This is a genomic window from Roseibium salinum (assembly GCF_026240905.1).
Classification (GTDB): Bacteria; Pseudomonadota; Alphaproteobacteria; order Rhizobiales; family Stappiaceae; genus Roseibium; species Roseibium salinum.
The window spans coordinates 1,116,699-1,138,486 of record NZ_JAPEVI010000003.1 but is presented as its reverse complement, the minus strand read 5'-3'; the positions used below and the strand labels follow the sequence as shown (position 1 = coordinate 1,138,486).

The 21,788-nt window shown below is 60.5% G+C and carries 19 protein-coding genes; 9 read left to right on the top strand and 10 right to left on the bottom strand.

Features of this window, described 5'->3' with window-relative positions; genetic code table 11:
- Position 1: 1 nt before the first annotated feature.
- On the top strand, positions 2 to 154 hold the full coding sequence (locus tag ON753_RS09840) for a hypothetical protein (RefSeq protein WP_265962343.1): 153 nt from the start codon (positions 2 to 4) through the stop codon (positions 152 to 154).
- Between the two features lie 477 nt (positions 155 to 631).
- Positions 632 to 1,966: an arylsulfotransferase family protein gene (locus ON753_RS09835; RefSeq protein WP_265962342.1), complete on the top strand. Its 1,335-nt coding sequence runs from the start codon at positions 632 to 634 to the stop codon at positions 1,964 to 1,966.
- A 12-nt stretch (positions 1,967 to 1,978) separates the two neighbouring features.
- Here ON753_RS09835 and arfB read toward each other — a convergent pair whose 3' ends face one another.
- The 3 genes from arfB to ON753_RS09820 all read right to left on the bottom strand — a co-directional run bounded on the left by arfB (position 1,979) and on the right by ON753_RS09820 (position 3,541).
- Complete coding sequence (gene arfB / locus ON753_RS09830) at positions 1,979 to 2,440, bottom strand: alternative ribosome rescue aminoacyl-tRNA hydrolase ArfB (protein WP_265962341.1); 462 nt, start codon at positions 2,438 to 2,440, stop codon at positions 1,979 to 1,981.
- Complete coding sequence (locus ON753_RS09825; RefSeq protein WP_265962340.1) at positions 2,437 to 3,117, bottom strand: TetR family transcriptional regulator C-terminal domain-containing protein; 681 nt, start codon at positions 3,115 to 3,117, stop codon at positions 2,437 to 2,439. The genes arfB and ON753_RS09825 overlap by 4 nt, the downstream gene beginning before the upstream one ends.
- A 262-nt stretch (positions 3,118 to 3,379) precedes the next feature.
- A complete protein-coding gene (locus ON753_RS09820) occupies positions 3,380 to 3,541 on the bottom strand; it encodes a hypothetical protein (protein WP_265962339.1) in 162 nt (53 codons plus the stop codon).
- Positions 3,542 to 3,601: 60 nt separating this feature from the next.
- Between ON753_RS09820 and aptA the strand changes: the two genes are divergently transcribed.
- The 7 genes from aptA to mazG all read left to right on the top strand — a co-directional run bounded on the left by aptA (position 3,602) and on the right by mazG (position 12,063).
- Positions 3,602 to 4,948, top strand: a complete 1,347-nt coding sequence (gene aptA, locus ON753_RS09815; RefSeq protein WP_265962338.1) for an omega-aminotransferase AptA — start codon at positions 3,602 to 3,604, stop codon at positions 4,946 to 4,948.
- A 39-nt stretch (positions 4,949 to 4,987) separates the two neighbouring features.
- Positions 4,988 to 6,244 (top strand): Zn-dependent hydrolase, encoded by a 1,257-nt coding sequence (locus tag ON753_RS09810; protein ID WP_265962337.1) that lies wholly within the window; start codon positions 4,988 to 4,990, stop codon positions 6,242 to 6,244.
- 322 nt (positions 6,245 to 6,566) lie between these two features.
- Positions 6,567 to 8,024: a dihydropyrimidinase gene (gene hydA, locus ON753_RS09805; protein ID WP_265962336.1), complete on the top strand. Its 1,458-nt coding sequence runs from the start codon at positions 6,567 to 6,569 to the stop codon at positions 8,022 to 8,024.
- A 166-nt stretch (positions 8,025 to 8,190) separates the two neighbouring features.
- Positions 8,191 to 8,997 (top strand): ABC transporter ATP-binding protein, encoded by an 807-nt coding sequence (locus tag ON753_RS09800; RefSeq protein WP_265967116.1) that lies wholly within the window; start codon positions 8,191 to 8,193, stop codon positions 8,995 to 8,997.
- 15 nt (positions 8,998 to 9,012) lie between these two features.
- Positions 9,013 to 9,939: an ABC transporter permease gene (locus tag ON753_RS09795; protein ID WP_377047035.1), complete on the top strand. Its 927-nt coding sequence runs from the start codon at positions 9,013 to 9,015 to the stop codon at positions 9,937 to 9,939.
- The gene (locus ON753_RS09790; protein ID WP_265962335.1) at positions 9,936 to 11,099 is read left to right on the top strand and encodes an ABC transporter permease; all 1,164 of its coding nucleotides are present in this window, start codon (positions 9,936 to 9,938) and stop codon (positions 11,097 to 11,099) included. The genes ON753_RS09795 and ON753_RS09790 overlap by 4 nt, the downstream gene beginning before the upstream one ends.
- 142 nt (positions 11,100 to 11,241) lie before the next feature.
- Positions 11,242 to 12,063: a nucleoside triphosphate pyrophosphohydrolase gene (gene mazG, locus ON753_RS09785; RefSeq protein WP_265962334.1), complete on the top strand. Its 822-nt coding sequence runs from the start codon at positions 11,242 to 11,244 to the stop codon at positions 12,061 to 12,063.
- Positions 12,064 to 12,111: 48 nt separating this feature from the next.
- Here the strand turns inward: mazG and hflX are convergent, their stop codons facing one another.
- The 7 genes from hflX to ntrC all read right to left on the bottom strand — a co-directional run bounded on the left by hflX (position 12,112) and on the right by ntrC (position 21,788).
- Positions 12,112 to 13,398: a GTPase HflX gene (gene hflX / locus ON753_RS09780; protein WP_265967114.1), complete on the bottom strand. Its 1,287-nt coding sequence runs from the start codon at positions 13,396 to 13,398 to the stop codon at positions 12,112 to 12,114.
- A 120-nt stretch (positions 13,399 to 13,518) separates the two neighbouring features.
- Positions 13,519 to 13,776 carry an RNA chaperone Hfq gene (gene hfq, locus ON753_RS09775; RefSeq protein WP_265967113.1) on the bottom strand — a complete coding sequence of 86 codons (258 nt, stop codon included), beginning with the start codon at positions 13,774 to 13,776 and terminating at the stop codon, positions 13,519 to 13,521.
- 189 nt (positions 13,777 to 13,965) lie between these two features.
- Positions 13,966 to 14,829: a D-amino-acid transaminase gene (locus tag ON753_RS09770; protein WP_265962333.1), complete on the bottom strand. Its 864-nt coding sequence runs from the start codon at positions 14,827 to 14,829 to the stop codon at positions 13,966 to 13,968.
- Positions 14,830 to 14,930: 101 nt separating this feature from the next.
- Positions 14,931 to 16,307 carry a Trk system potassium transporter TrkA gene (gene trkA / locus ON753_RS09765; protein WP_265962332.1) on the bottom strand — a complete coding sequence of 459 codons (1,377 nt, stop codon included), beginning with the start codon at positions 16,305 to 16,307 and terminating at the stop codon, positions 14,931 to 14,933.
- A 161-nt stretch (positions 16,308 to 16,468) separates the two neighbouring features.
- Complete coding sequence (gene ntrX / locus ON753_RS09760; RefSeq protein WP_265962331.1) at positions 16,469 to 17,836, bottom strand: nitrogen assimilation response regulator NtrX; 1,368 nt, start codon at positions 17,834 to 17,836, stop codon at positions 16,469 to 16,471.
- A complete protein-coding gene (locus ON753_RS09755) occupies positions 17,826 to 20,090 on the bottom strand; it encodes a sensor histidine kinase NtrY-like (RefSeq protein ID WP_265962330.1) in 2,265 nt (754 codons plus the stop codon). The genes ntrX and ON753_RS09755 overlap by 11 nt, the downstream gene beginning before the upstream one ends.
- A 258-nt stretch (positions 20,091 to 20,348) precedes the next feature.
- Positions 20,349 to 21,788 (bottom strand): nitrogen regulation protein NR(I), encoded by a 1,440-nt coding sequence (gene ntrC, locus ON753_RS09750; RefSeq protein WP_265967112.1) that lies wholly within the window; start codon positions 21,786 to 21,788, stop codon positions 20,349 to 20,351.

The following is a 21,788-nucleotide window of genomic DNA, read 5'->3' as shown; positions in this document are numbered from 1 at the left end:
GATGAAGGCATTTTTCGCGGGGCTTGCTGTCCTGATCGTGCTCGGGGTCATGACCGGCGTCGTTTACGACTATGCGGCCATGGACATGGTCCAGGGCTACTGGAACCCCTCAAACATCCATGTCGAGACAGGAGCCGGCCATGAAGCCGGCTGACGCCAGGCTCGCCGGCCAGCCACTGCCCGCACATTCCCTACCTTGCGGTCGAGTACCCGGCCGGTCCGGTATTGGCGGCGGTTGCCGGATCCCGCTTCTGAAGCACCAGCACATCGCTCCTCCACATCGAAATCGCCGAGACCCAGTTCGCACGTATTCCGTCCGGACGAAAAGCGGTCCCGGAAAACCGGTGCGGCGTGGCAGCGGAGACACGAAGAGCAACGAAAGCAACGGCCTCAAAGATGACAGAATCCGGACTGTAATGTTGGGGCGTCGCCGGCGATGAGCCGTGCGCCGGGCACCGGATAACCTGTTGGAGAAAGTTCGTTATCCGTCGTTGTTCCCTGCCGTAACCGTCTCTGGCCGGCGCCTGTAGAAGACACTGTGGTCCCGAGGAACCCGCCAGTTGAGAAGCGGTGCAAACGGCCCCTGATCTCGGCAGCGTTGGCCACATGGGAGGAAACGCGGAGAGGACCAATGGAAAGAACCGGAACTGCTGTTTTCATCGCCATGATTGCGTTTCTCGCATTCGTCGGTGGCGCGATGACGATCCTTGCCCAGGCATTTCCCTACCAATATCTTCGCAATGCCTATCGGGCGGGCGAGTCCCTGGTGGTCCAGCGGCAACTGACCGACGATCCCCTCGGGACAAGCATGTACCAGCCCGCCCGGGACGATGCGCGCGGAGTTACCGTTCACGACCCGGATCGCGCATTTGAAGGATATACGCTCTACACTTCCGGTGACGAGCAGGTCGCGCGGCTCATAGATATGGACGGAAACCTGCTCTACGAATGGCAGCTGCCGTTCAGCAAAGTGTGGAACGACACGGCCGCGGTCAAGAAACCCCAACCTGATCACATGGTCTACAAGGAGCGGGCCAGGCTTTTGCCGAACGGAGACGTGCTGGTCATCTACAACTCGCCCGGAGAAACCCCCTGGGGCTACGGCATGGCCAGGATCGACCGCAACTCCAATCCGTCCTGGAGCTATCTTGAGCAGGTGCATCACGATCTCGACATCGCCCCGGACGGGCGCATCTACACCCTCACCCACGAACTCAGTTCAGACGTGCCGGAGGCGGCGCCTCAGCTCGATGCGCCATATCTGAAGGATTTCCTCGTCGTTCTGTCGGAGGATGGCAGGGAACTTGAGAAAATATCACTGACCGAACCGTTCCTGCGCTCCCGGTATAAATTCCTGTTCACGACCCTGCCCTACTACGCGCTCGCCGACCCACTGCACACCAATTCGGTCGAGTATATCAGCGACGAAAAAGCCCGGAACTTTCCCTTCGCCGATGAAGGCGACGTGCTTCTCTCGTTTCGGGATCTCTCGCTCGTCGCCGTCTTTTCGATGAAAACCCGGGAAATCACCTGGGCCGCGCGCGGCGCATGGCTGCAGCAGCATGGACCGACCCTCCTACCGGACGGCGATATCCTGCTCTTCGACAACTTCGGCGACTTGAGAGATGAGAACAGCTCGAGGGTCGTGCAGTTCGATCCCCGAACAGCCAACGTGACTTGGGAATACGGGGGCGAAGCCGGGCGCCCGCTGCACAGCACGATCCGTTCCATGGTCGAGCGCCTTCCCAACGGCAATACGCTCGTCACTGAGGCGGATGGCGGGCGCATCTTCGAGGTCGCGCCCTCCGGTGACATCGTCTGGGAATATGTGAACCCCGTCCGCAAGGGTGAAAAGGACGAATTCATCCCCTTCCTCAACGATGGCCAGCGCATCGACCCCGCCTCGCTCGATCCGGAGTTCCGCAGGAGACTGGAAGAGCGGCAGACGGCACAGGTCGGCTCGTGACGTCAGCGAGCCTCATTCATCCGGCCGCGCGGATCGTCCACGCAGCTTCTTGACCTGTCCGCGCTGTTTCTTGGCCTCCAGACGGCGCTTCTTTGAACCAAGCGTCGGTCTGGTCGCCTTGCGCGGCTTCGGCCTTTCCGCCGCCTTGCGCAGCAACTCCAGCAAACGTTCCAGGGCATCCGCCCGGTTGCGCTCGCGCGTCCGGAAGCGATCGGCCTGCAGAAGGATCTCGCCATGCTGCGTCAGGCGGCTGCCGGCGAGTTTCGCAGCGCGTGTCTTGAGGTCCTGCGGCAGGGTTTCGTTTCCGGCAAGATCGAACCGTAACTGCACGGCGGTCGAGACCTTGTTGACGTTCTGCCCGCCCGGTCCGGAGGCGCGGACGAAATCTTCCGACAGGTCATCCTTCAGGATAAACAGCCGCTCGCTGACCGGGATCCGCGACGATATATGCTCTTGTGACGGGTCGTCCGTCATCCGCCCTGCTCACCCTCCTGCGGCCATTTCAGGCCGGCGCCGTTCAGGATCAACGTCGTAACGGCCGCTTCCGTTTCCCGCAGAAAGTCCGGATCGCTCAAGTCCTTTCCGGTCAAGGCTCTGATTTGAGTGGAAAAATCCGCGTAGTGCTGCGTCGTTGCCCAGATGGTGAAAATCAGATGCACCGGGTCGAGGCGGCGCATTTTCCCGGCCTGGATCCATTCTTCGATCACCTGACTCTTTTCGTCCACGAGCCGCTTCAGATCCGTCTTCAGAATCGGCAGAATCTGTGGAGCCCCCTGCATCACCTCATTTGCAAAGAGACGCGAAGCTTCCGGAAATTTCGCCGACATTTCGATCTTCTGGCGGATATAGCCGGCAAGCTCCTGCGCCGGATCGCCGAGCGGATTGAGCGTTTTCAGCGGCGCCAGCCAGACCTCCAGAATGTGAGCCAGAGTGGCGCTGTAGATCGCTTCCTTGGAGGAAAAATAATAAAGCAGATTCGACTTCGACATACCGGCTTCGGCCGCAATGCGTTCGACCGTCGCTCCGGAAAAGCCCTTTCTTGAAAACTCGCTCAAGGCCGCTTCCAGAATCAGCGACCTGTTCTTTTCCTGTATCCTGCTCAGTCCGGCCGATTTGACCGATGCCGGGGCTTGCCCGCTAAGACCTGTCATCCAAAAGTCCACCTACGGCCCAAGAGCCGCCCTTCCATTGATGTTCCCTCGTGCCGTTTCCCTTGGGGAATCGGCGGTTTTAGGCCGGTCGCAGGCATCACCGCGCCCGTTTGACCAGAAATTGGTCATGCGGCACGGAATTGCATCTTGACCATTTGGTCAAATCCCTCCTAGGTTAAATTGACCAGATGGTCAGAAGGCTAGACGATCGGAAAAGCCCCTGCAATGGGGGATCTCTTGAATGATCGCCAGTATACGACCATCATGGAAACCGGCAAAAGCCGGTTCCGGCCATTTGGCCGGCCAGAGCTATTCGGCAGTTCAAAAAGAGGCAAAATGCCCGCTTGAAATGCCACGGGAACAGCGCGGGGGAGAGGACCAGAGCTGGCAGTGCTGCTTTTGGCAGGCGGATCTGCAGGCCCATGACGTCCATTCCTCGCAGGAACCATCTGTCGGCCGCTTCCAGGGGCCGCAAGGAGGACGCATGTCAGCACCGGCATCGCCGGCAGTACCGAACCAGGCTGCTACCAACAATCTTGAAGCCTTCTGGATGCCTTTCACGGCCAACCGGCAGTTCAAGCAGGCCCCGCGCATGTTCGTCTCGGCCAAGGACATGCACTACACCACAACGGACGGACGTCAGGTGCTGGACGGAACCGCAGGCTTGTGGTGCTGCAATGCCGGTCACTCGCGCCCCAAAGTCGTTGAAGCGGTGCAAAAGCAGATCGCCGAACTCGACTATGCGCCGGCCTTCCAGATGGGCCATCCCAAGGCGTTTGAACTGGCTGCCCGGCTGGCGGCCATGATGCCGTCCCCGCTGGACCATGTCTTCTTTACCAACTCAGGCTCTGAAAGCGTCGACACGGCGCTGAAGATCGCCCTGGCCTATCAGCGCGCCATCGGCCAGGGAACCCGCACGCGCCTGATCGGCCGTGAACGCGGCTATCACGGTGTCGGTTTCGGCGGCATCTCCGTTGGCGGTATCGTCGCCAACCGCAAGGCCTTCGGTACGCTGTTGACCGGTGTCGACCACATGCGCCACACGCATGATCCGCAGCGCAACGCCTTTTCGCGCGGCATCCCGGAAAATGGCGCCGAATATGCCGAAGACCTGATCCGCATCATCCAGCTGCATGATCCGTCCACGATCGCCGCCGTCATCGTGGAACCGGTGGCCGGGTCTACCGGCGTCCTGATCCCGCCGAAGGGCTATCTGGAACGCCTGCGCGAGATTTGCACCCAGCACGGCATCCTACTGATCTTCGACGAGGTGATCACCGGTTTCGGCCGCCTCGGCTCGCCGTTCGCGACTGATTTCTTCGGTGTGACGCCGGACCTGGTCACCACGGCCAAGGGCCTGACCTCCGGCGTTATCCCCATGGGCGCCGTGTTCTGCACCTCGGATATCTACAATGCCTTCATGACCGGGCCGGAACACCTGATCGAGTTGTTCCACGGCTACACCTATTCCGCCCATCCGGTGGCCTGCGCGGCTGCGCTCGCAACCCTCGACACCTACGACGACGAAGGCCTCCTCACCCGCGCTTCGGACCTGGCTCAATATTGGGAAGAGGGCCTGCACGCGCTCAGGGACTGCCCGCACGTGATCGACTTTCGCAACCTTGGCCTCATCGGCGCCGTCGAACTGGAACCGATTGCCGGCGAGCCGACCAAACGGGCCTTCTCCGCCTTCCTGAAGGCTTATGACGACGGTCTCCTGATCCGCACGACCGGCGACATCATTGCCCTGTCTCCGCCGCTGATCATTTCCAGGGAACAGATCGACGAATTGTTTGAAAAGCTCCGGGCCGTCCTGAACGCCATCGACTGACCCGTTTCGACGCAACAGATATTTGAAGGAGACGAGCACATGGCAGCTCCGGGCGAAAACTTGAGGATCAACCCTGACAGGCTTTGGGACAGCCTGATGGAAATGGCCAGGATCGGCCCCGGCGTTGCCGGCGGCAATAACCGCCAGACCTTGACCGATGCCGATGCCGAGGGCCGCAGGCTGTTTCAGAAATGGTGCGAGGAAGCCGGTCTGACGATGGCCGTCGACACCATGGGGAACATGTTCATGACCCGCCCCGGTACCGATCCTCACGCCCTGCCCGTTTATGTCGGCTCCCACCTCGACACCCAGCCGACCGGCGGCAAATACGACGGCGTCCTGGGGGTTCTCGGCGGTCTTGAGGTCGTGCGCACGATGAACGATCTCGGCATCAGGACCAAGCACCCGATCGTGGTGACGAACTGGACCAACGAGGAAGGCACCCGTTTTGCCCCGGCCATGCTGGCCTCCGGCGTGTTCGCCGGAGTGCACACCCAGAACTGGGCTTACGACCGGGAAGATGCCGAGGGCAAGAAGTTCGGCGACGAACTGAAGCGTATCGGCTGGGTCGGCGACGAGGAAGTCGGTGCCCGCAAGGACAAGATGCACGCCATGTTCGAACTCCATATCGAGCAGGGCCCCATCCTGGAAGCAGAAGGCAAGGATATCGGCGTCGTCACGCACGGCCAGGGCCTTTCCTGGACGCAGGTCACAGTGACCGGCAAGGAAAGCCATACGGGCTCCACGCCGATGCCGATGCGCAAGAATGCGGGACTTGGCATGGCGCGCATCCTTGAACTGGTCGACGAGATCGCCCTGTCACATGCGCCACACGCCGTCGGCGCCGCCGGCCATATCGACGTCTATCCGAACTCGCGCAACGTGATCCCCGGAAAAGCCGTCTTCACCGTCGATTTCCGCTCGCCGGACATCGCCGTAATCAAGGACATGGAGGACCGGCTGAAGATCGGCGGCAAGAAGATCTGCGACGAGATGGGTCTTGAGGTCGAGTTCGAAAAGGTCGGCGGGTTCGATCCCGTTGAATTCGACAAGGACTGCGTCGCGGCTGTCCGCAATGCCGCTGAGCGCCTCGGCTACTCCCACAGAAACCTCATCTCCGGCGCCGGACATGATGCCTGCTGGGTCAACAAGGTCGCCCCGACGGCCATGATCATGTGCCCCTGCGTCGATGGTCTTTCCCACAACGAGGCGGAGGAAATCTCCAGGGACTGGGCGAAGGCCGGGGCGGATGTCCTGTTCCATGCGGTTGTCGAAACGGCGGAGATCGTCGAGTAATGGCCAAACACGGAAAAGCGACAGCCCGTTTCGGCCGCCTGATGGCCGTGCCGGCAAGGGCTGCCGCCTTTCCCGATAAGGACACACGGTGCGGACAGGCGACAGCTCCGTCGCCTCGTCCGTCTCCAGGCAGAAATAGCGGCCGGAAAGCCGGCCCTCGGGGCGCAATGCACCGCAACCACCAGGTCACTAAAATCAGAGGCCCGGGAATGGACCTGCGGGATCGAGATCGGCGGCACCCGTCCTCATGTGTCCTTGATGACCTGAATTGGTCACCGGCCTCCGGGGCCCGGTGAACGAACACGAAAAGAGGGGAACGACAATGGCAAGCAAAGTGATCAAGGGCGGTACGGTTGTCACTGCCGACCTTTCCTACGAAGCCGATGTGAAGATCGAAGGCGGCAAGATCGTCGAAATCGGTCCCGATCTTTCCGGCGACCAAACGCTGGACGCCACCGGCTGTTATGTCATGCCGGGGGGCATCGACCCGCACACGCACCTCGAAATGCCCTTCATGGGTACCTTCTCGTCGGACAATTTCGACAGTGGCACCCGGGCCGCGCTTGCCGGCGGTACCACGATGGTGGTCGACTTCGCCCTGCCCTCGCCCGGTCAGTCGCTGCTTGAGGCCCTGCAGATGTGGGACAACAAGTCCACCATGGCCCATTGCGACTACTCGTTCCACATGGCGATCACATGGTGGGGCGAGCAGGTCTTCAACGACATGCAGACCGTCGTGCAGGAAAGGGGCATCAACACCTTCAAGCACTTCATGGCCTACAAGGGCGCGCTGATGGTGAACGATGACGAGATGTTCGCCTCCTTCCAGCGCTGCGCCGAACTCGGCGCCCTGCCGCTGGTCCATGCGGAGAACGGCGATGTCGTCGCGACACTGCAGCAGAAGCTGCTTGCGGACGGCAACAACGGGCCGGAGGCCCACGCCTATTCCCGCCCGCCGGAAGTGGAAGGCGAAGCCACCAACCGCGCAATCATGATCGCCGATATGGCCGGCGTGCCGATCTACATCGTTCACACGTCTTCGGAACAGGCCCATGAGGCGATCCGCCGGGCCCGGCAGAACGGCATTCGCGCCTATGGCGAGCCGCTGATCCAGCACCTGACCCTCGATGACAGCGAATATAGGCATCCCGATTGGGACCACGCGGCCCGCCGGGTAATGTCGCCCCCGTTCCGCGACAAGAAACATCAGGATTCCCTTTGGGCAGGTCTCGCGTCCGGATCGCTGCAGGTGGTGGCGACCGACCATTGCGCCTTCAGCACGGACCAGAAACGCACCGGGGTCGGCGATTTCACCAAGATCCCGAACGGCACCGGCGGCCTGGAAGACCGCCTGCCCATGCTGTGGACCTATGGCGTCAATACCGGCCGGCTGACACCGAACGAATTCGTCGCCGTGACTTCAACCAATATTGCAAAGATCCTGAATATCTATCCGAAAAAAGGAGCAATTCTCGTTGGCGCGGATGCCGATATCGTCATCTGGGATCCGGATCGGGAAAAGACCATTTCCGCCGCCAGCCAGCAGTCGGCGATCGACTACAATGTCTTCGAGGGCAAGTCGGTGAAGGGCCTGCCGCGCTACACGCTGACGCGTGGCCGCGTCGCGGTGGAGGACGGTACGGTCCACCACAAGCAGGGCCATGGTGAATTCGTTGCCCGCGAACCGTTCCAGGCCGTCAACAAGGCCCTTTCGACATGGAAAGAGCTGACGGCCCCCCGCAAGGTGGAGCGCTCCGGCATTCCGGCCAGCGGCGTGTAACACGAAAATTCCCTCCCAATTTCCGGAGAGGGGTAAAAAGAAGGTGGAGGGGAGTGTTGGAGCGCTTCATACCGCGATATCAGCGGCGCCTGCCACTGTCGAATTGCACGCGACTCGTGTAGCGAGGAAATTCATGACTGCTCTTGCCAGCGCAAAGGACACCGAAATGGTGGAAAACAATAAAAGCGCCAGCCCTAAACGGGTGATCGGTATCGACAACCTGTCCCTCACCTTCGAAACCAATGACGGACCGGTAAACGCCCTCTCCGACATCAACCTCGAAATCGATGAGGGGGACTTCGTCTCCTTCATCGGCCCTTCGGGCTGCGGCAAGACCACGCTCCTGCGCGTGATCGCAGACCTGGAGCAGCCGACAGCAGGCTCGATAACCGTCAACGGAACCTCGGCAGAGGAAGCCCGCCTGAACAGGGCCTATGGCTATGTCTTCCAGGCAGCGGCACTCTACCCTTGGCGCAACATCTCCAAGAACGTCGCCCTGCCCCTTGAAATCATGGGGCTTTCCAGGCAAGAGCAGCGGCAGCGCATTAGCAAGAACCTGGAACTGGTGAACCTTACCGGTTTTGAAAAGAAGTATCCCTGGCAGCTATCCGGCGGCATGCAGCAGCGCGCCTCCATCGCCCGCGCGCTCGCCGTTGAACCCGCTCTTCTGCTGATGGACGAGCCGTTCGGCGCACTCGATGAAATCGTCCGCGATCATCTCAACGAGCAGCTCCTGAAACTCTGGGCGAAAACCAACAAGACCGTCGCCTTCGTCACCCACTCCATTCCCGAAGCCGTATTCCTGTCCACCAAGATCGTCGTGCTGTGCCCGCGTCCGGGCCGGATCTACGACGTCATCGAAAGCGACCTGCCGCGTGACCGGAGCCTCAACATCCGCGAAACACCCGAATTCCTGAAGATCGCCCATCGCGTCCGGGAAGGTCTCAAGGCCGGGCATTCCTATGAGGATTGAGGAAGGCTCAAAGCAATGACCGATACGTCACTCTCCACCGCGCCCCGCAGCCTCAATCCGTTTGCCGGTCTCATGTCGGGTACCATCGGTCCCGTTACCGTTGTCGTGCTGGCGATCCTTGCGCTCTGGTATGTCGGGGCGGTGTTGCTGAACGCCCCCTTTCAGGGCGACATCTATGAGCGCGCGGACCAGACGGATGTTCCCCTCTCCCAACTGATCGCAGATACGCTCGCCCAGGACCGGCCGAAACTGCCGGCCCCGCACCAGGTGGCAGTCGAGCTCTGGAACACCACCGTCGAAAAGAGCATCACCTCGAAACGGTCGCTGATACACCACTCCGGGATCACACTTTCATCGACGCTGCTTGGCTTCTTCATTGGCACGTCGCTCGGTATTCTTCTCGCGATCGGCATCGTTCATTCCCGCGTCCTCGAAAAGTCGATGATGCCCTGGGTGATTGCCTCACAGACAATTCCGATCCTCGCGATTGCACCGATGATCATCGTGGTTCTGGGAAACATGGGCATCACCGGTCTTTTCCCGAAGGCCCTGATCTCGACCTATCTGTCCTTCTTCCCGGTAACGGTCGGCATGGTGAAGGGGCTACGTTCGCCTGAAACGATCCATATGGACCTGATGCACACCTATTCCGCGACCCGCGTTCAGACATTCTGGAAATTACGCCTGCCCTATGCCGTGCCCTATCTCTTCACTTCCATGAAAGTCGGTGTGGCGGCGTCTCTGGTCGGGGCCATCATCGGAGAATTGCCGACAGGTGCGGTGGCGGGTCTTGGCGCGAGGCTTCTGGCGGGATCCTACTATGGCCAGACCATCCAGATCTGGTCGGCGCTGATCATGGCCGCCATTCTGGCAGGCGCCCTCGTCGCGCTGATCGGTGCCATCGAAAATATCACGCTCAATCGGATGGGGATGGCAAAATGAGCACAGCATCGCTCCGCCTGGACCGTCGTTCCAACATGCCCGCCCTGCTCGCCTGGTTCATCGTGGCCATGGTCGTCGTCAGCCTGTTCACCACGATCTTCCAGCCGGACCTGGGTGTGATGGACGTTCCCAGGCTCTCCCTGTGTCTCGTCATCCTGGCGATCGCCGGCGTTCGCTACGAACTCGGGTTCATGCGCAACAAGGTCGGCGACATCGTGCTCGGACTGGTGACGGCCATTGCCGCGTGGCTGCTGATCAGCACCGTATCCGTTCATGTCGGCCAGGCTGGCATCGGCTTCTGGGCCCTGACGGCGGCAACCTGGGCTGCGGCATGGCTGTTTGTCGAACGCCTTGCGCACTGGTCGTTGACCTCGCCCCTCTCCTCGCGTCTGGTAAGTCTGGCCATTCCGGCCATCTTCGGCATCACCTTGCTTGTGCTGTGGGAACTGGTCGTGACCGGCGCCGGGCAACCCGGTCAGGGCATTTCCAACGCGCTCTTGCCGTCGCCCTCCGAAATCTGGGCAAGGCTGATCAATTCGGGGCCGACACTCTGGAAGGATTTCCAGCAGACCTTTCTCAAGGCCGTCCTGATCGGTTACCTGATCGGCTGCGGCAGTGCTTTTGTCATTGCCATCCTGGTCGATCGCGTGCCGTTTCTGCGCCGCGGGCTCCTGCCGATCGGAAACCTTGTTTCAGCCCTGCCCATCATCGGCGTCGCCCCGATCATGGTCATGTGGTTCGGTTTCGATTGGCCGTCCAAAGCCGCCGTCGTCATCATCATGACCTTCTTCCCGATGCTGGTGAACACGGTTTCCGGTCTCGCGGCCTCCGACGCCATGCAGCGCGACCTGATGCGCACCTATGCATCAGGATACTGGCAAACTCTGGTCAAGCTCCGCCTGCCAATGGCAATGCCGTTTATTTTCAATGCCTTGAAGATAAATACGACCCTTGCGCTTATCGGAGCGATCGTCGCGGAATTCTTCGGTTCGCCGACCGCGGGCATGGGATTCAGAATCTCGACGGCCGTCGGCAGCATGGATCTGGATCTGGTCTGGGCGGAAATCACCGTCGCTGCATTGGCCGGGATGCTGTCCTATGGCGCTCTCACGCTTCTGGAGAGAGCCGTAACCTTCTGGCATCCCTCCGTCAGGGGATAGCTTGCCCCTACATCATCAGGTGGGATATGCCGAACAGGTCGACGTCAAACGACGCTGACCTGCGGCGTATTCTCGTCGTGCGACATGCCATCACACAGGACTGCCTGACGGGCCCCTCCATCAACAACGCCAAGGTTCCTCCATGACACCCAGCCGCGATATTTCCCGTCTTATTGAAATCATGGCTGCGCTTCGCACCCCGGTCACCGGGTGCCCCTGGGACCTGGAACAGAATTTCGAGACGATTGCTCCCTACACGCTGGAGGAAGCATATGAGGTCGCCGACGCCATCGCCAAGAACGATCTGGTTGGACTGAGGGAAGAACTCGGCGACCTGTTGCTGCAGGTGATCTATCACGCCCGCATGGCGGAGGAAGAAGATCATTTCGACTTCGGAGACGTGGTCGAGAGCATCACAAGGAAACTGATCCGGCGTCATCCGCACGTCTTTGGCGATGAAAACGGCGACAAGCCGGAGCTGGTCAAGGGGATCTGGGAACGGATCAAGGCGGAGGAACGCGCCGAGAAGCGGGCGGAGCGGCAGGCCCTCGGCCTGGCGGAGCCGGAAAAGGAGTTTCTGGACGACGTGCCGACCGCCTTCCCGGCCTTGCAGGAGGCGGACAAGCTACAGCGCCGCGCCTCCAGGGTCGGCTTCGACTGGAACGACGCACGGCTGGTTCTCGACAAGATCCGCGAAGAAACCCACGAGCTGGACGAGGAACTTGCCAAGAGCGCTCCGGACAAGGACCGGATCACCGACGAACTCGGCGATACCCTGTTCGCGCTCGCCAATCTTGCCCGCCATCTCGACATAGACCCGGAAGAGGCCCTGCGCCGCACCAACCGCAAATTCCGCAAACGCTTCGCGGCCATTGAAGCCCACGCACAAGAAAACGGCACCACTCTCGAGGCAATGACCCTGGATGAGATGGAAGAGGCCTGGCAGGCGGCGAAAACGAAGTGACCTGCCTCCAGCTCTGCCAAATACGGCCACTGCAGGCAACCTCGTGCTTTAATCCTGGATGAAATCGCCGAACGCATCGCGGAACGGCCCGCGCTGCTTGTCGGAAACCCGCGCTTCCGCAACGACAAAATCTTCCGTGTCGGTGCGTTCCAACACTTCCGCCACCTGATAGAGTTTTGCCAGCAATGCTCCCTCGGCAACCGGAATCCTGACCACCAGAATGTCGTCATGCTGCGCCATAAAGGCGTCGATCCGATTGAGCAACTGTGGAATGCCGTCGCCTGTCAGGGCCGACAATGCGATCGGGCCCTGTTCACCGGCTTCGGCGAGCAGTTTGTCCCGGTAGGCCGGGTCGAGGCGGTCGATCTTGTTCCAGATCTCAACGACGGGAGCGCCCGTTTGCGCGTCAACGCCGAGATCGTCCAGCGTCTTCCTGACATCTTCCGCCTGGGCGTCCGTATCCGGATGCGAAATGTCGCGCACATGCAGGATCAGGTCAGCTTCCAGCACCTCCTCCAGTGTCGCCCGGAAGGCAGCCACGAGATGGGTCGGCAGGTCCGAGATGAACCCCACGGTGTCCGACAGGATGACCTCCTTGCCGTGCGGTAGGGCAATCTTGCGAAGCGTCGGATCCAGCGTCGCGAAAAGCAGGTCCTTGGCCATCACATCGGCTTGCGTCAAACGGTTGAACAACGTTGACTTGCCGGCGTTGGTGTAGCCGACCAGAGCCACGACCGGCTGGGGAATCTTCTTGCGTTTCTTCCGGTGCAGGTCCCGGGTCCGGCGCACCTGTTCGAGCTGTTTCTGCAGCACGAGGATCCGTTCCTGGATCTGACGGCGGTCGGCCTCGATCTGGGTTTCACCGGGCCCGCCCATGAACCCTGCGCCGCCGCGCTGGCGTTCAAGGTGCGTCCAGGACCTTACGAGCCGGCTTTTCTGCCAGCTCAAATGAGCCAGGTCGACCTGCAGGCGCCCTTCCTTGGTGCGCGCCCGGTCGCCGAAGATTTCGAGTATGAGCCCCGTCCGGTCGATGACCTTGGTCTTCAGCCGGCGTTCCAGGTTTCGCTGCTGAACAGGCGACAGAGGATGGTCGATGACAACCAGGTCCAGCTCGTCGCTGGCGACGATCCCGGCCAGTTCGGCAACCTTGCCTTCACCGAACAGCGTTGCGGGTTTGGGTTTGTTGATCCGGACAACTCCGGATTGGACGATATCCAGGTTGATGGCGGCGCCGAGACCGACCGCTTCGTCCAACCGGGCTTCCGGGCTCCGGCTCGTACGCACGTCCTGCTGGCCGGCCTCCCCGCGCAATTGCAGCACCGGCTCCAGTATCATCGCGCGGAAACGCTGAGGCAGACGATCCACCCCAGTATCCTTCTGTCTCAGAGATTTCTGATCCGGATCCTCAGGACCCTTTGATTTTGAAAAATCGTCCGCACGAGACTTCGGTTTCAATCAGCTTACCTTTTCCGCGTTTTCCTCAGCCTGGTCGAACAGTTGAACAGGTCCGTTAGGCATAATTGTGGAAATCGCGTGCTTATAAACAAGCTGGGAATGCCCATCACGCCGAAGCAAGACACAGAAATTGTCGAACCATGTCACCACCCCCTGCAATTTCACGCCATTGATGAGAAAAATCGTCAGAGGCGTTTTTTGTTTGCGAACGTGATTAAGGAACGTGTCTTGGAGATTTTGTGCGCGCTCAGCCATCAGTCTTTTTATCCTATTAGTCCCGGATGCGGCCGAGCATCCGGCGTTTCAGCGGCATACCGTCAAAAATCGCTCAATTTCAAACGCTTGGGTCTGACGTGCCGCCCGCTCTTTATGTTGCCCACCGTACAGGGGCCGTCTGCCTCAGCCCCGGATCGTATCGTTCATTCGGCCAGACAAAGTTACTCAGAATCATACCGCCTGCAAATCAGTAGCAGTACGGAACAATTCGCGCAATCGGGTTGCAACGGTCCCCGGGTGGCCATTCCCGATAATCCGTCCGTCCACTCGTGTTACCGGCATCACGACAGTTGACGCAGCTGTAACAAATGCTTCTTTGGCTTCTAGGGCCTCTTCTAAGCTAAACGGCCTTTCTTCAAAGGTCAGCCCCTCTTTTTCAATTAATTCCAGAACCACCGTGCGGGTGATGCCCCGCAAAATGCCGCTTTCGGCCGCACGGGTGACCACCGCGCCGTCCTTGGTAACGATCCAGGCGTTGGTCGACCCGCCTTCGGTTACATATCCGTTGCTGTCCACATACCAGGCTTCCTTGCCGCCCTGCTCTTTCGCGTGCTGTTTGGCAAGAACGTTCGGCAACAGGGCAATGGTCTTGATGTCGACACGCGGCCAGCGGTTTTCCGGATAGCTGACAACCGCAATCCCCTGCTCGGCCTGCGCCCTTGCCGCATCGGGATTGGAAGAGCGTGCGGTCACGACGATCGAGGGCGCGACATCTTCAGGCGGGAAATAGTGATCCCGGCGTGATACGCCGCGTGTCACTTGAATGTACACCAGCCCGTTACGGACCCTGTTGCGGCGGATCACCTGCCGCAGCACGAATTCAACCGCGGCGCGCGACATGGGCCAGTCTATGCGCAACTCGGTCAAGGATCTGTTCAGCCGATCCAGATGGCGCGGCATATCGACGATGTTGCCCTGCCAGACTTCGCAAACCTCGTAGACGCCGTCGGCAAACTGATAGCCGCGATCTTCCACGTGCACCGCAGCATCGCCGTGGCGCACATACTGGCCGTTGACATAGGCAATCCGGCTCATGGTTCCTCCAGGAAAGGTCGAGTCGATCGAACCGATTGGTATTCATGAAAATTTGACTGCTGGGTCAGACAAATGCAAGACCGGAAAGAGCCCGAACGGTTCTAAAAGAAGTCAAGGCTCACACGGAACATCTGCTCGACCTGGCGCACGCGGTTCGCGACTGCGAAAATCACGATCCGGTCCTGCGCCTGGATCTGGACGTCACCGTTCGGCGTCAGGACTTCCCCTCCCCGGAAAACGGCGCCGATCCGGATGCCGGACGGCAGGTCGATGTCCCGCAAGGGCCTGCCGACGAGCGGCGACGTGTCCAGGGCTTCCGCTTCGACGATTTCCGCCGCGCCGTTCTGCAACGAGTGCACACCCCTGATGCGCCCACGGCGCACATGCTGCAGGATCCGCGAGATCGTTACGGCCCGCGGGTTGATGAACGCGTCGATGCCGAGTGCGTTGGCAAAGGCCGGATAGCTTGGATTGTTGAGAAGCGACAGAGAGCGTTTGCAGCCAAGCTTCTTGGCCATCACCGAGGCCAGGATGTTCACCTCGTCCTCGTTGGTCAATGCCACCATCGTGTCGGCTTCGCCGGCATCCGCCTCGTTCAGAATGGTCTGATCAAGAGCGCTGCCGTGCAGGATCACGGAGCGCTTGAGTTCATCGGCGACCGCCATGGCCCGCTCGCGTGACGCCTCGATCAGCTTCACTTTGGTGCCGGTCTGCCGCTGTTCCAGGGCTTTTGCAACGTAAAGGCCGATATTGCCGCCACCGGCGATCACCACCTTGGCCGCTTCCGGCTCCTCGTGACCGAAAATGCTCAGAGTCCTGCGCACCTGGTCGCGCCGCGCCACCACATAGGCAAGATCTCCAGTGAGGATGGAATCGCTGCTCTTGGGAACGAACAGACGGTTGTTCCGGTAGAGCCCGACCACGACGGCGCCGAGATCGGGGAAAAGTTCCGTCAGCTGGCGCAGCGGTGTGTCGACGACCGGACAATCCTCTTCGCACATGATCCCGACGACGACCACGTTATCGTCGGCAAAGCGGACCGTTTCAACGGCTCCGGGCAGGGCGAGCCGGCGCAACACCATTTCGCCAACCTCGATTTCTGGCGAAATGATCACGTCGATCGGCATGTTGTCGCGGGAAAACAGGTTGCGCCAGCGTCCCTGAAGATAGGACTGCGCCCGGATACGGGCGACCTTGGTCGGCACATTGAAGAGCGAATGCGCCACCTGACAGGCCACCATGTTGACCTCGTCATAAAGCGTGACGGCGACGATCATATCCGCTTCTTCCGCGCCGGCCTGTGCCAGAACGTCCGGGTGAGCCCCGTGCCCGACGAAGCCGCGGACATCGAGTTGATCCCCAATCGCATTGATCAGTTGCGGCGATGAATCGATCACCGATACATCGTTCTGCTCTGCAGCAAGGCGCTCCGCAATGCCGTATCCCACCTGCCCGGCACCGCAAATGACGATTTTCATGGGAAGAACCCTTTTCCGCTCAGCAGTTTGTTTCTGTCGCCGTACCGGCCCGATACCAGTCGCAATCGATTCCGCCTCATCCGATGTCTCCCATCGGACCGCCGAACGGTTCGGTCGGGATACGAGAAACGACCGGATCCGTCAAACCTGTATGCAGCCGGTCAGGTCATGCCCAGGGTTTTCAGTTTGCGGTGAAGCGCAGAGCGTTCCATACCGACAAATTCGGCTGTCCGCGAGATGTTGCCGTCAAATCTCTTGATCTGTGCCTGAAGATATTCACGTTCGAAAATCTCGCGCGCTTCGCGCAAAGGCACCGACATCAGATGCTCGCCCGCCCCCGACGTCGGCAAGCTGGGCAGTGTTTCACCGATTTCGGCCGGCAGAAGATCAGCGGTAATCGTACTGTCCGGATCGCCTCGGCTCAGGATCATCAGCCGTTCGACGTTGTTCCGCAGCTGACGGACATTGCCCGGCCAGTCATGCGTCTGCAGAACGGCCATGGCGTCATCGCCGATCGGGCGAAGCGGGATGCCTGAGGCGGCCGAGATCTGGGCCATGAAGTGGTGGACCAGAACCGGAATATCCTCCCGCCGTTCGGCCAGGCCCGGCACCCTTAGTGGCACTACGCTGAGCCGGTGGTAGAGATCCTGCCGGAAGAGGCCCGACGCGATGTGCTCTTCCAGGTTCTTCGAAGTCGAGGACAATATGCGGATGTCGACCTGGACCTTCTGAGTGCCGCCGACGCGGCAAAAACTCTGTTCAACCAGAACCCGCAGGATCTTGCCCTGGGTTTCCGCCGGCATGTCGGCCACTTCATCGAGATAGAGCGTCCCGCCATGGGCTTCCTCCAGGGCGCCGATCTTGCGAAGACTGCCGCTTTCGTCTTCGATGCCGAACAGTTCTTCTTCCATGCGCGCGGGCGTGATCGTGGCCGCGTTCAGCACGACGAACGGGTTTTTGACGCGCGGCGACTGATCATGGATCATCCGCGCCGCCCTCTCCTTGCCCGCCCCTGACGGACCGACGATCATGATCCGGCTGTTGGTGGCCGCGACCTTCTGGATCGTCTGGCGCAGGTTGTGCGCAGCCGAGGAATTGCCGATGATGTCGCTGGTTTCGCCGCTGCGCTGTTTGAGATCGCGGATTTCCCGCTTGAGGCTCGAGGCCTCCAGGGCGCGCTCCACGATGTGCACCAGCCGGTCCGCCTTGAATGGCTTCTCGATATAGTCGTAGGCGCCCCGTTTGATCGCGGAAACGGCCGTCTCGATGTTTCCGTGACCGGAGATGATGACAACGGGCAGATCCGGGTCCATTTCCTTGAAAACATCCAGAAGCGCCAGGCCGTCCAGCCGGCTGCCCTGCAGCCAGATGTCCAGGATGACCAGCGAAGGCTTGCGTTCCTTGACGGCGGCAAGCGCGCTGTCGGAATCATGCGCCGTCCGGGTTCCGTATCCGTCGTCATCAAGGATGCCGGCGATCATTTCACGGATATCGGTTTCGTCGTCTACGACAAGAATATCATACGCCATGGGCAATCACTGCTTGGTCTTGGTCTTCGGTCTCAGGTTCGCTTTCGGCATTTGCTGCCAGTGCCAGGCGAACGAGAGTTCCCGTGTCCTCAGGGGTGGATTTGGGGGCGTCGAGCAATTCGATCCCGCCCCCGTGGTCTTCCAGAATCTTGCGCACGATGGCGAGGCCGAGGCCCGTGCCTTTTTCCCGCGTGGTCATGTAAGGTTCGAGCAGCCGGCTTCTGTTTTCCTCGGGCAGGCCAATGCCATTGTCAATGACATCGATGACGATCCGCCCGCTGCCCTCGTTCACTTCGCCGCGAAGCTGAACCTTGACCCTGCCTTTCGGCAGATCGTCACCGGATCTGGCACTGACCGCCTCGGTTGCATTCTTCACTACGTTGGTCAGGGCCTGACCAACGAGGCGTGCGTCATAGACGGCATGCACCGGCGCGTCGGGAACATCGGCGGTGACTTCGATCTCCGGGTTGGCCACCGATTGCATGAAGGCCGCATCCCGCACGGTTTCCCTCAGGTCCCCGCGGGATTTGGCCGGTTTGCGCATGCGCGCGAAGGAGGAGAATTCGTCGACCATCTGCCCGATATCGCCAACCTGCCGCACGATCGTATCGATGCACTGGTCGAAGACCTCGCGATCTTCCTCGATCCGCTTCCCGTAGCGCCTGCGGATACGTTCGGCTGAAAGCTGAATCGGCGTGAGCGGGTTTTTGATTTCGTGGGCAATGCGGCGCGCAACATCCGCCCAGGCCGAATTGCGCTGAGCGGAGACAAGGTCGGTGATGTCATCAAGTGTTACGACGAACCCGTGTTCCCGGCGCGTCGACTGTTCGCTGGTGATACGGACATTGATCACCCTGAGGCGCCCGCCCCTGGTGAGTTCGATCTGGGTTTCGGGAAGCCGTTCGCCGTTGTTATGCAAGGCCTCCGTGATGCAGTCCTTCAGCTCCGGCACCACTTCGACGAGAGGCTTGTTCAGGATCTGGACTTCATCGAGCTGGAGAAGCTCCAGTGCCGAGGCATTGATCAGCATGATGGAAGCTTCGTCATCGACGCCGATCACACCGGTGGAGACGCCGGCCAGCACCGCTTCGTTGAAACGCCGCCGGCGGTCGATCTGCTCGTTGGCCGCCAGCAGCGCATCCCGCTGGCCGAGCAACTGGCCCGTCATCTTGTTGAAAGTCGCCCCGAGATTGGCCAGGTCGCCACCCGACTTTTCCGTGTGGACCTTGACGCCGAGATTGCCTTTGGCCACCTCGTCTGCGGCCGAAATCAACGTTCGGATCGGCGACACAAGCCGGTTCGCAAAGCCGAATCCGATCCAGATGGCCGAGAGCAGCAGCACCAGCGCAACGCCGAGATAGACAAGCGCGAACGCCACCTGAACACCGAAGCGGCTGCTTTCCATCTGCTGATATTGCGACGCTCCGGTTTCAGTCAGGCGAAGATATTCGACAACGCGCGGGTCGATCGCTCGCACCGCATAGAGATAGAAGTTGTCGTAGGCCGACAGCTTCATGATGCCGCCGACGATGTTCGAACTCCCCGGAGCAATCAGGATCGGGTCGCCGGATTTGGCCTTGAAGAAACTGTCGGCCGGCGGCAGCGGGATCTCCGCGTTGGGGTCCAGGATTACGCGGGTCACCACATCGCCGTCTTCGTCCAGAATGAACGCGCCGAGAATGCCGCGCAGCGACACCTGGGTCGCGAAGAACTGGTCGAAGCGCGTCGGCTCGAACTCATACACCGCCTTTGCCCGGTCTATATCGTTGGTCATGGCGATCAGATCGCCGCGAAGGACGCGGGCGTGCTCATGAAGATAGGCCTGGGCCACCGTCAGGGCGTTGTCAACGATCTGGCGTGTGCGGTCTTCGAACCACCGGTCGAGACCCCGGTCCAGCGTGACGGCCGCCAGTATGGCCATCAGAACCGCAGGCACGGCGGCGACCACGCTGAAGAGAGCAACGACGCGTACGTGAAGCCGCGCAGCGGCGCGTCCCCTGCGCCGGGCCTGCCAGAGCTTTATGATTTCAAAGGCGGTGACGCCGAGGAGAATGGCCGCGAGCGCGCCATTGATCACCATCGCGGTCAGGATGACGTCGCGAGTCGGATCGATCGACGTCAGTCCCGTCAGAATGACGAAGGTCACTCCGATGGAAATCAACGCGAGGACCATGACCGTAAGTCCGGCCCGCCGCCAGAGTCTTCCCGCAGCGCTCGACTGCGCAACGGGCTGTTGTTCCGCTTCCAGTATCATTACGCCTCAAACGCTTGCCACCGCACCGTGACACAGGCTTCATTGACCGTTTGCGGCAAACTTATCACACATTGTTGCGAAATTGCGACAGACTTGGCGGCGTGATGAAAGAATGCGGTGGACGACCGCAATCGGGGAATTATCGGCTGATTGCCAAGCGGTCTCCCATGCCGCGCGCCTTGCGCGGGCCGATTGTTCAAGACAAAAAGCCATCATTGCAGCAGGTGGACGAGCAGAATCGCCATCGCAACGTCAAGACTACCTTGTCGACCGCATGACCTGGATATCGAGATCACGGATCTTCTTGCGTAGCGTGTTGCGGTTGACACCCAGCAATTCCGCCGCCTTGATCTGGTTGCCCCGCGTGGCGGCAAGTGCGGCGCTGATGAGGGGATATTCAACTTCGCGCAAGATGCGGTGATAGAGACCGGGAGGTGGCAGCGCCTCGCCGAACGTGTCGAAATAGCCGGACAGATAACGTTCGACCGACCCGCCGAGATTGACCGTTTCCGGCGCTTCCTCTTCCATCGCGGAAACGGTCGGCTGGCTGAGTTCGTGTTCAAGCAGGCTTTCGCTGATCACGTCCTGCGGGTAGAGCGCGGCCAGTCTCCGGACCAGGTTTTCAAGTTCCCGCACGTTGCCGGGCCAGCGGTAGCGGCGCAGCAGGTTCAGGGCCCCCTGATCGATCTGTTTCGACGGCAGGCCTTCCTTCTCCACAAGTGCAAAGAAGTGCCGGACGAGATCAGGTATATCTTCCACGCGCTCGCGAAGCGGTGGCAAGCGGATCGGGACCACGTTCAGCCGGAAATAGAGATCCTCCCGGAACAGCCCCTGATTGATCAGGTGGCGCAGGTCCTTATTGGTCGCCGCGATGATCCTGACATCTGTCTTGATCGGCGTGCGTCCGCCCACCGTGGTATATTCGCCCTGTTGAAGAACCCTGAGAAGCCGCGTCTGGGCCTCCATCGGCATGTCGCCGATTTCATCCAGAAACAAGGTTCCACCATCAGCCTGCTCAAAGCGGCCGGAACTGCGGTTTTGCGCCCCCGTAAAGGCACCCTTTTCGTGACCGAACAGCTCCGCTTCGATCAGGTCTCGCGGAATTGCCGCCATATTGATTGCCACAAAGGGACCGTTGCGCCGTTTGCCGTAATCGTGCAACGCCCGCGCCACCAATTCCTTGCCGGTCCCCGACTCCCCGTTGATCATGACGGTCAGGTCGGTCTGCATCAGACGCGCGAGAACCCGGTAGATCTCCTGCATGGCCGGGGAACGTCCGACCAGCGGCATGCCCTCACCCGCGTCTTCCAGTTCCACCGCCACCCGCTTCTTCGGCTCTTCCAGGGCGCGCTGGACGATGCTTGTCAGCTCTTTCAGGTCAAACGGTTTGGGCAGATATTCGTAAGCACCCTTTTCGGACGCCTTGATCGCCGTCATGAACGTGTTCTGCGCGCTCATCACCAGAACCGGCAGGTCCGGCCGCATCTTTTTCATGCGCGGCAATACGTCGAAGATATTCTCGTCCGGCATCACCACGTCCGTGATGACGAGATCGCCATCCCCTGAAGACACCCATCGCCACAGCGTCGAGGCGTTGGAAGTCAGGCGGACGGTGTAGCCAGCCCGCGAAAGGGCCTGATTGAGAACGGTGCGGATCGCTGCGTCATCATCTGCAACTAGGATCGTGCCTGTCGGCAT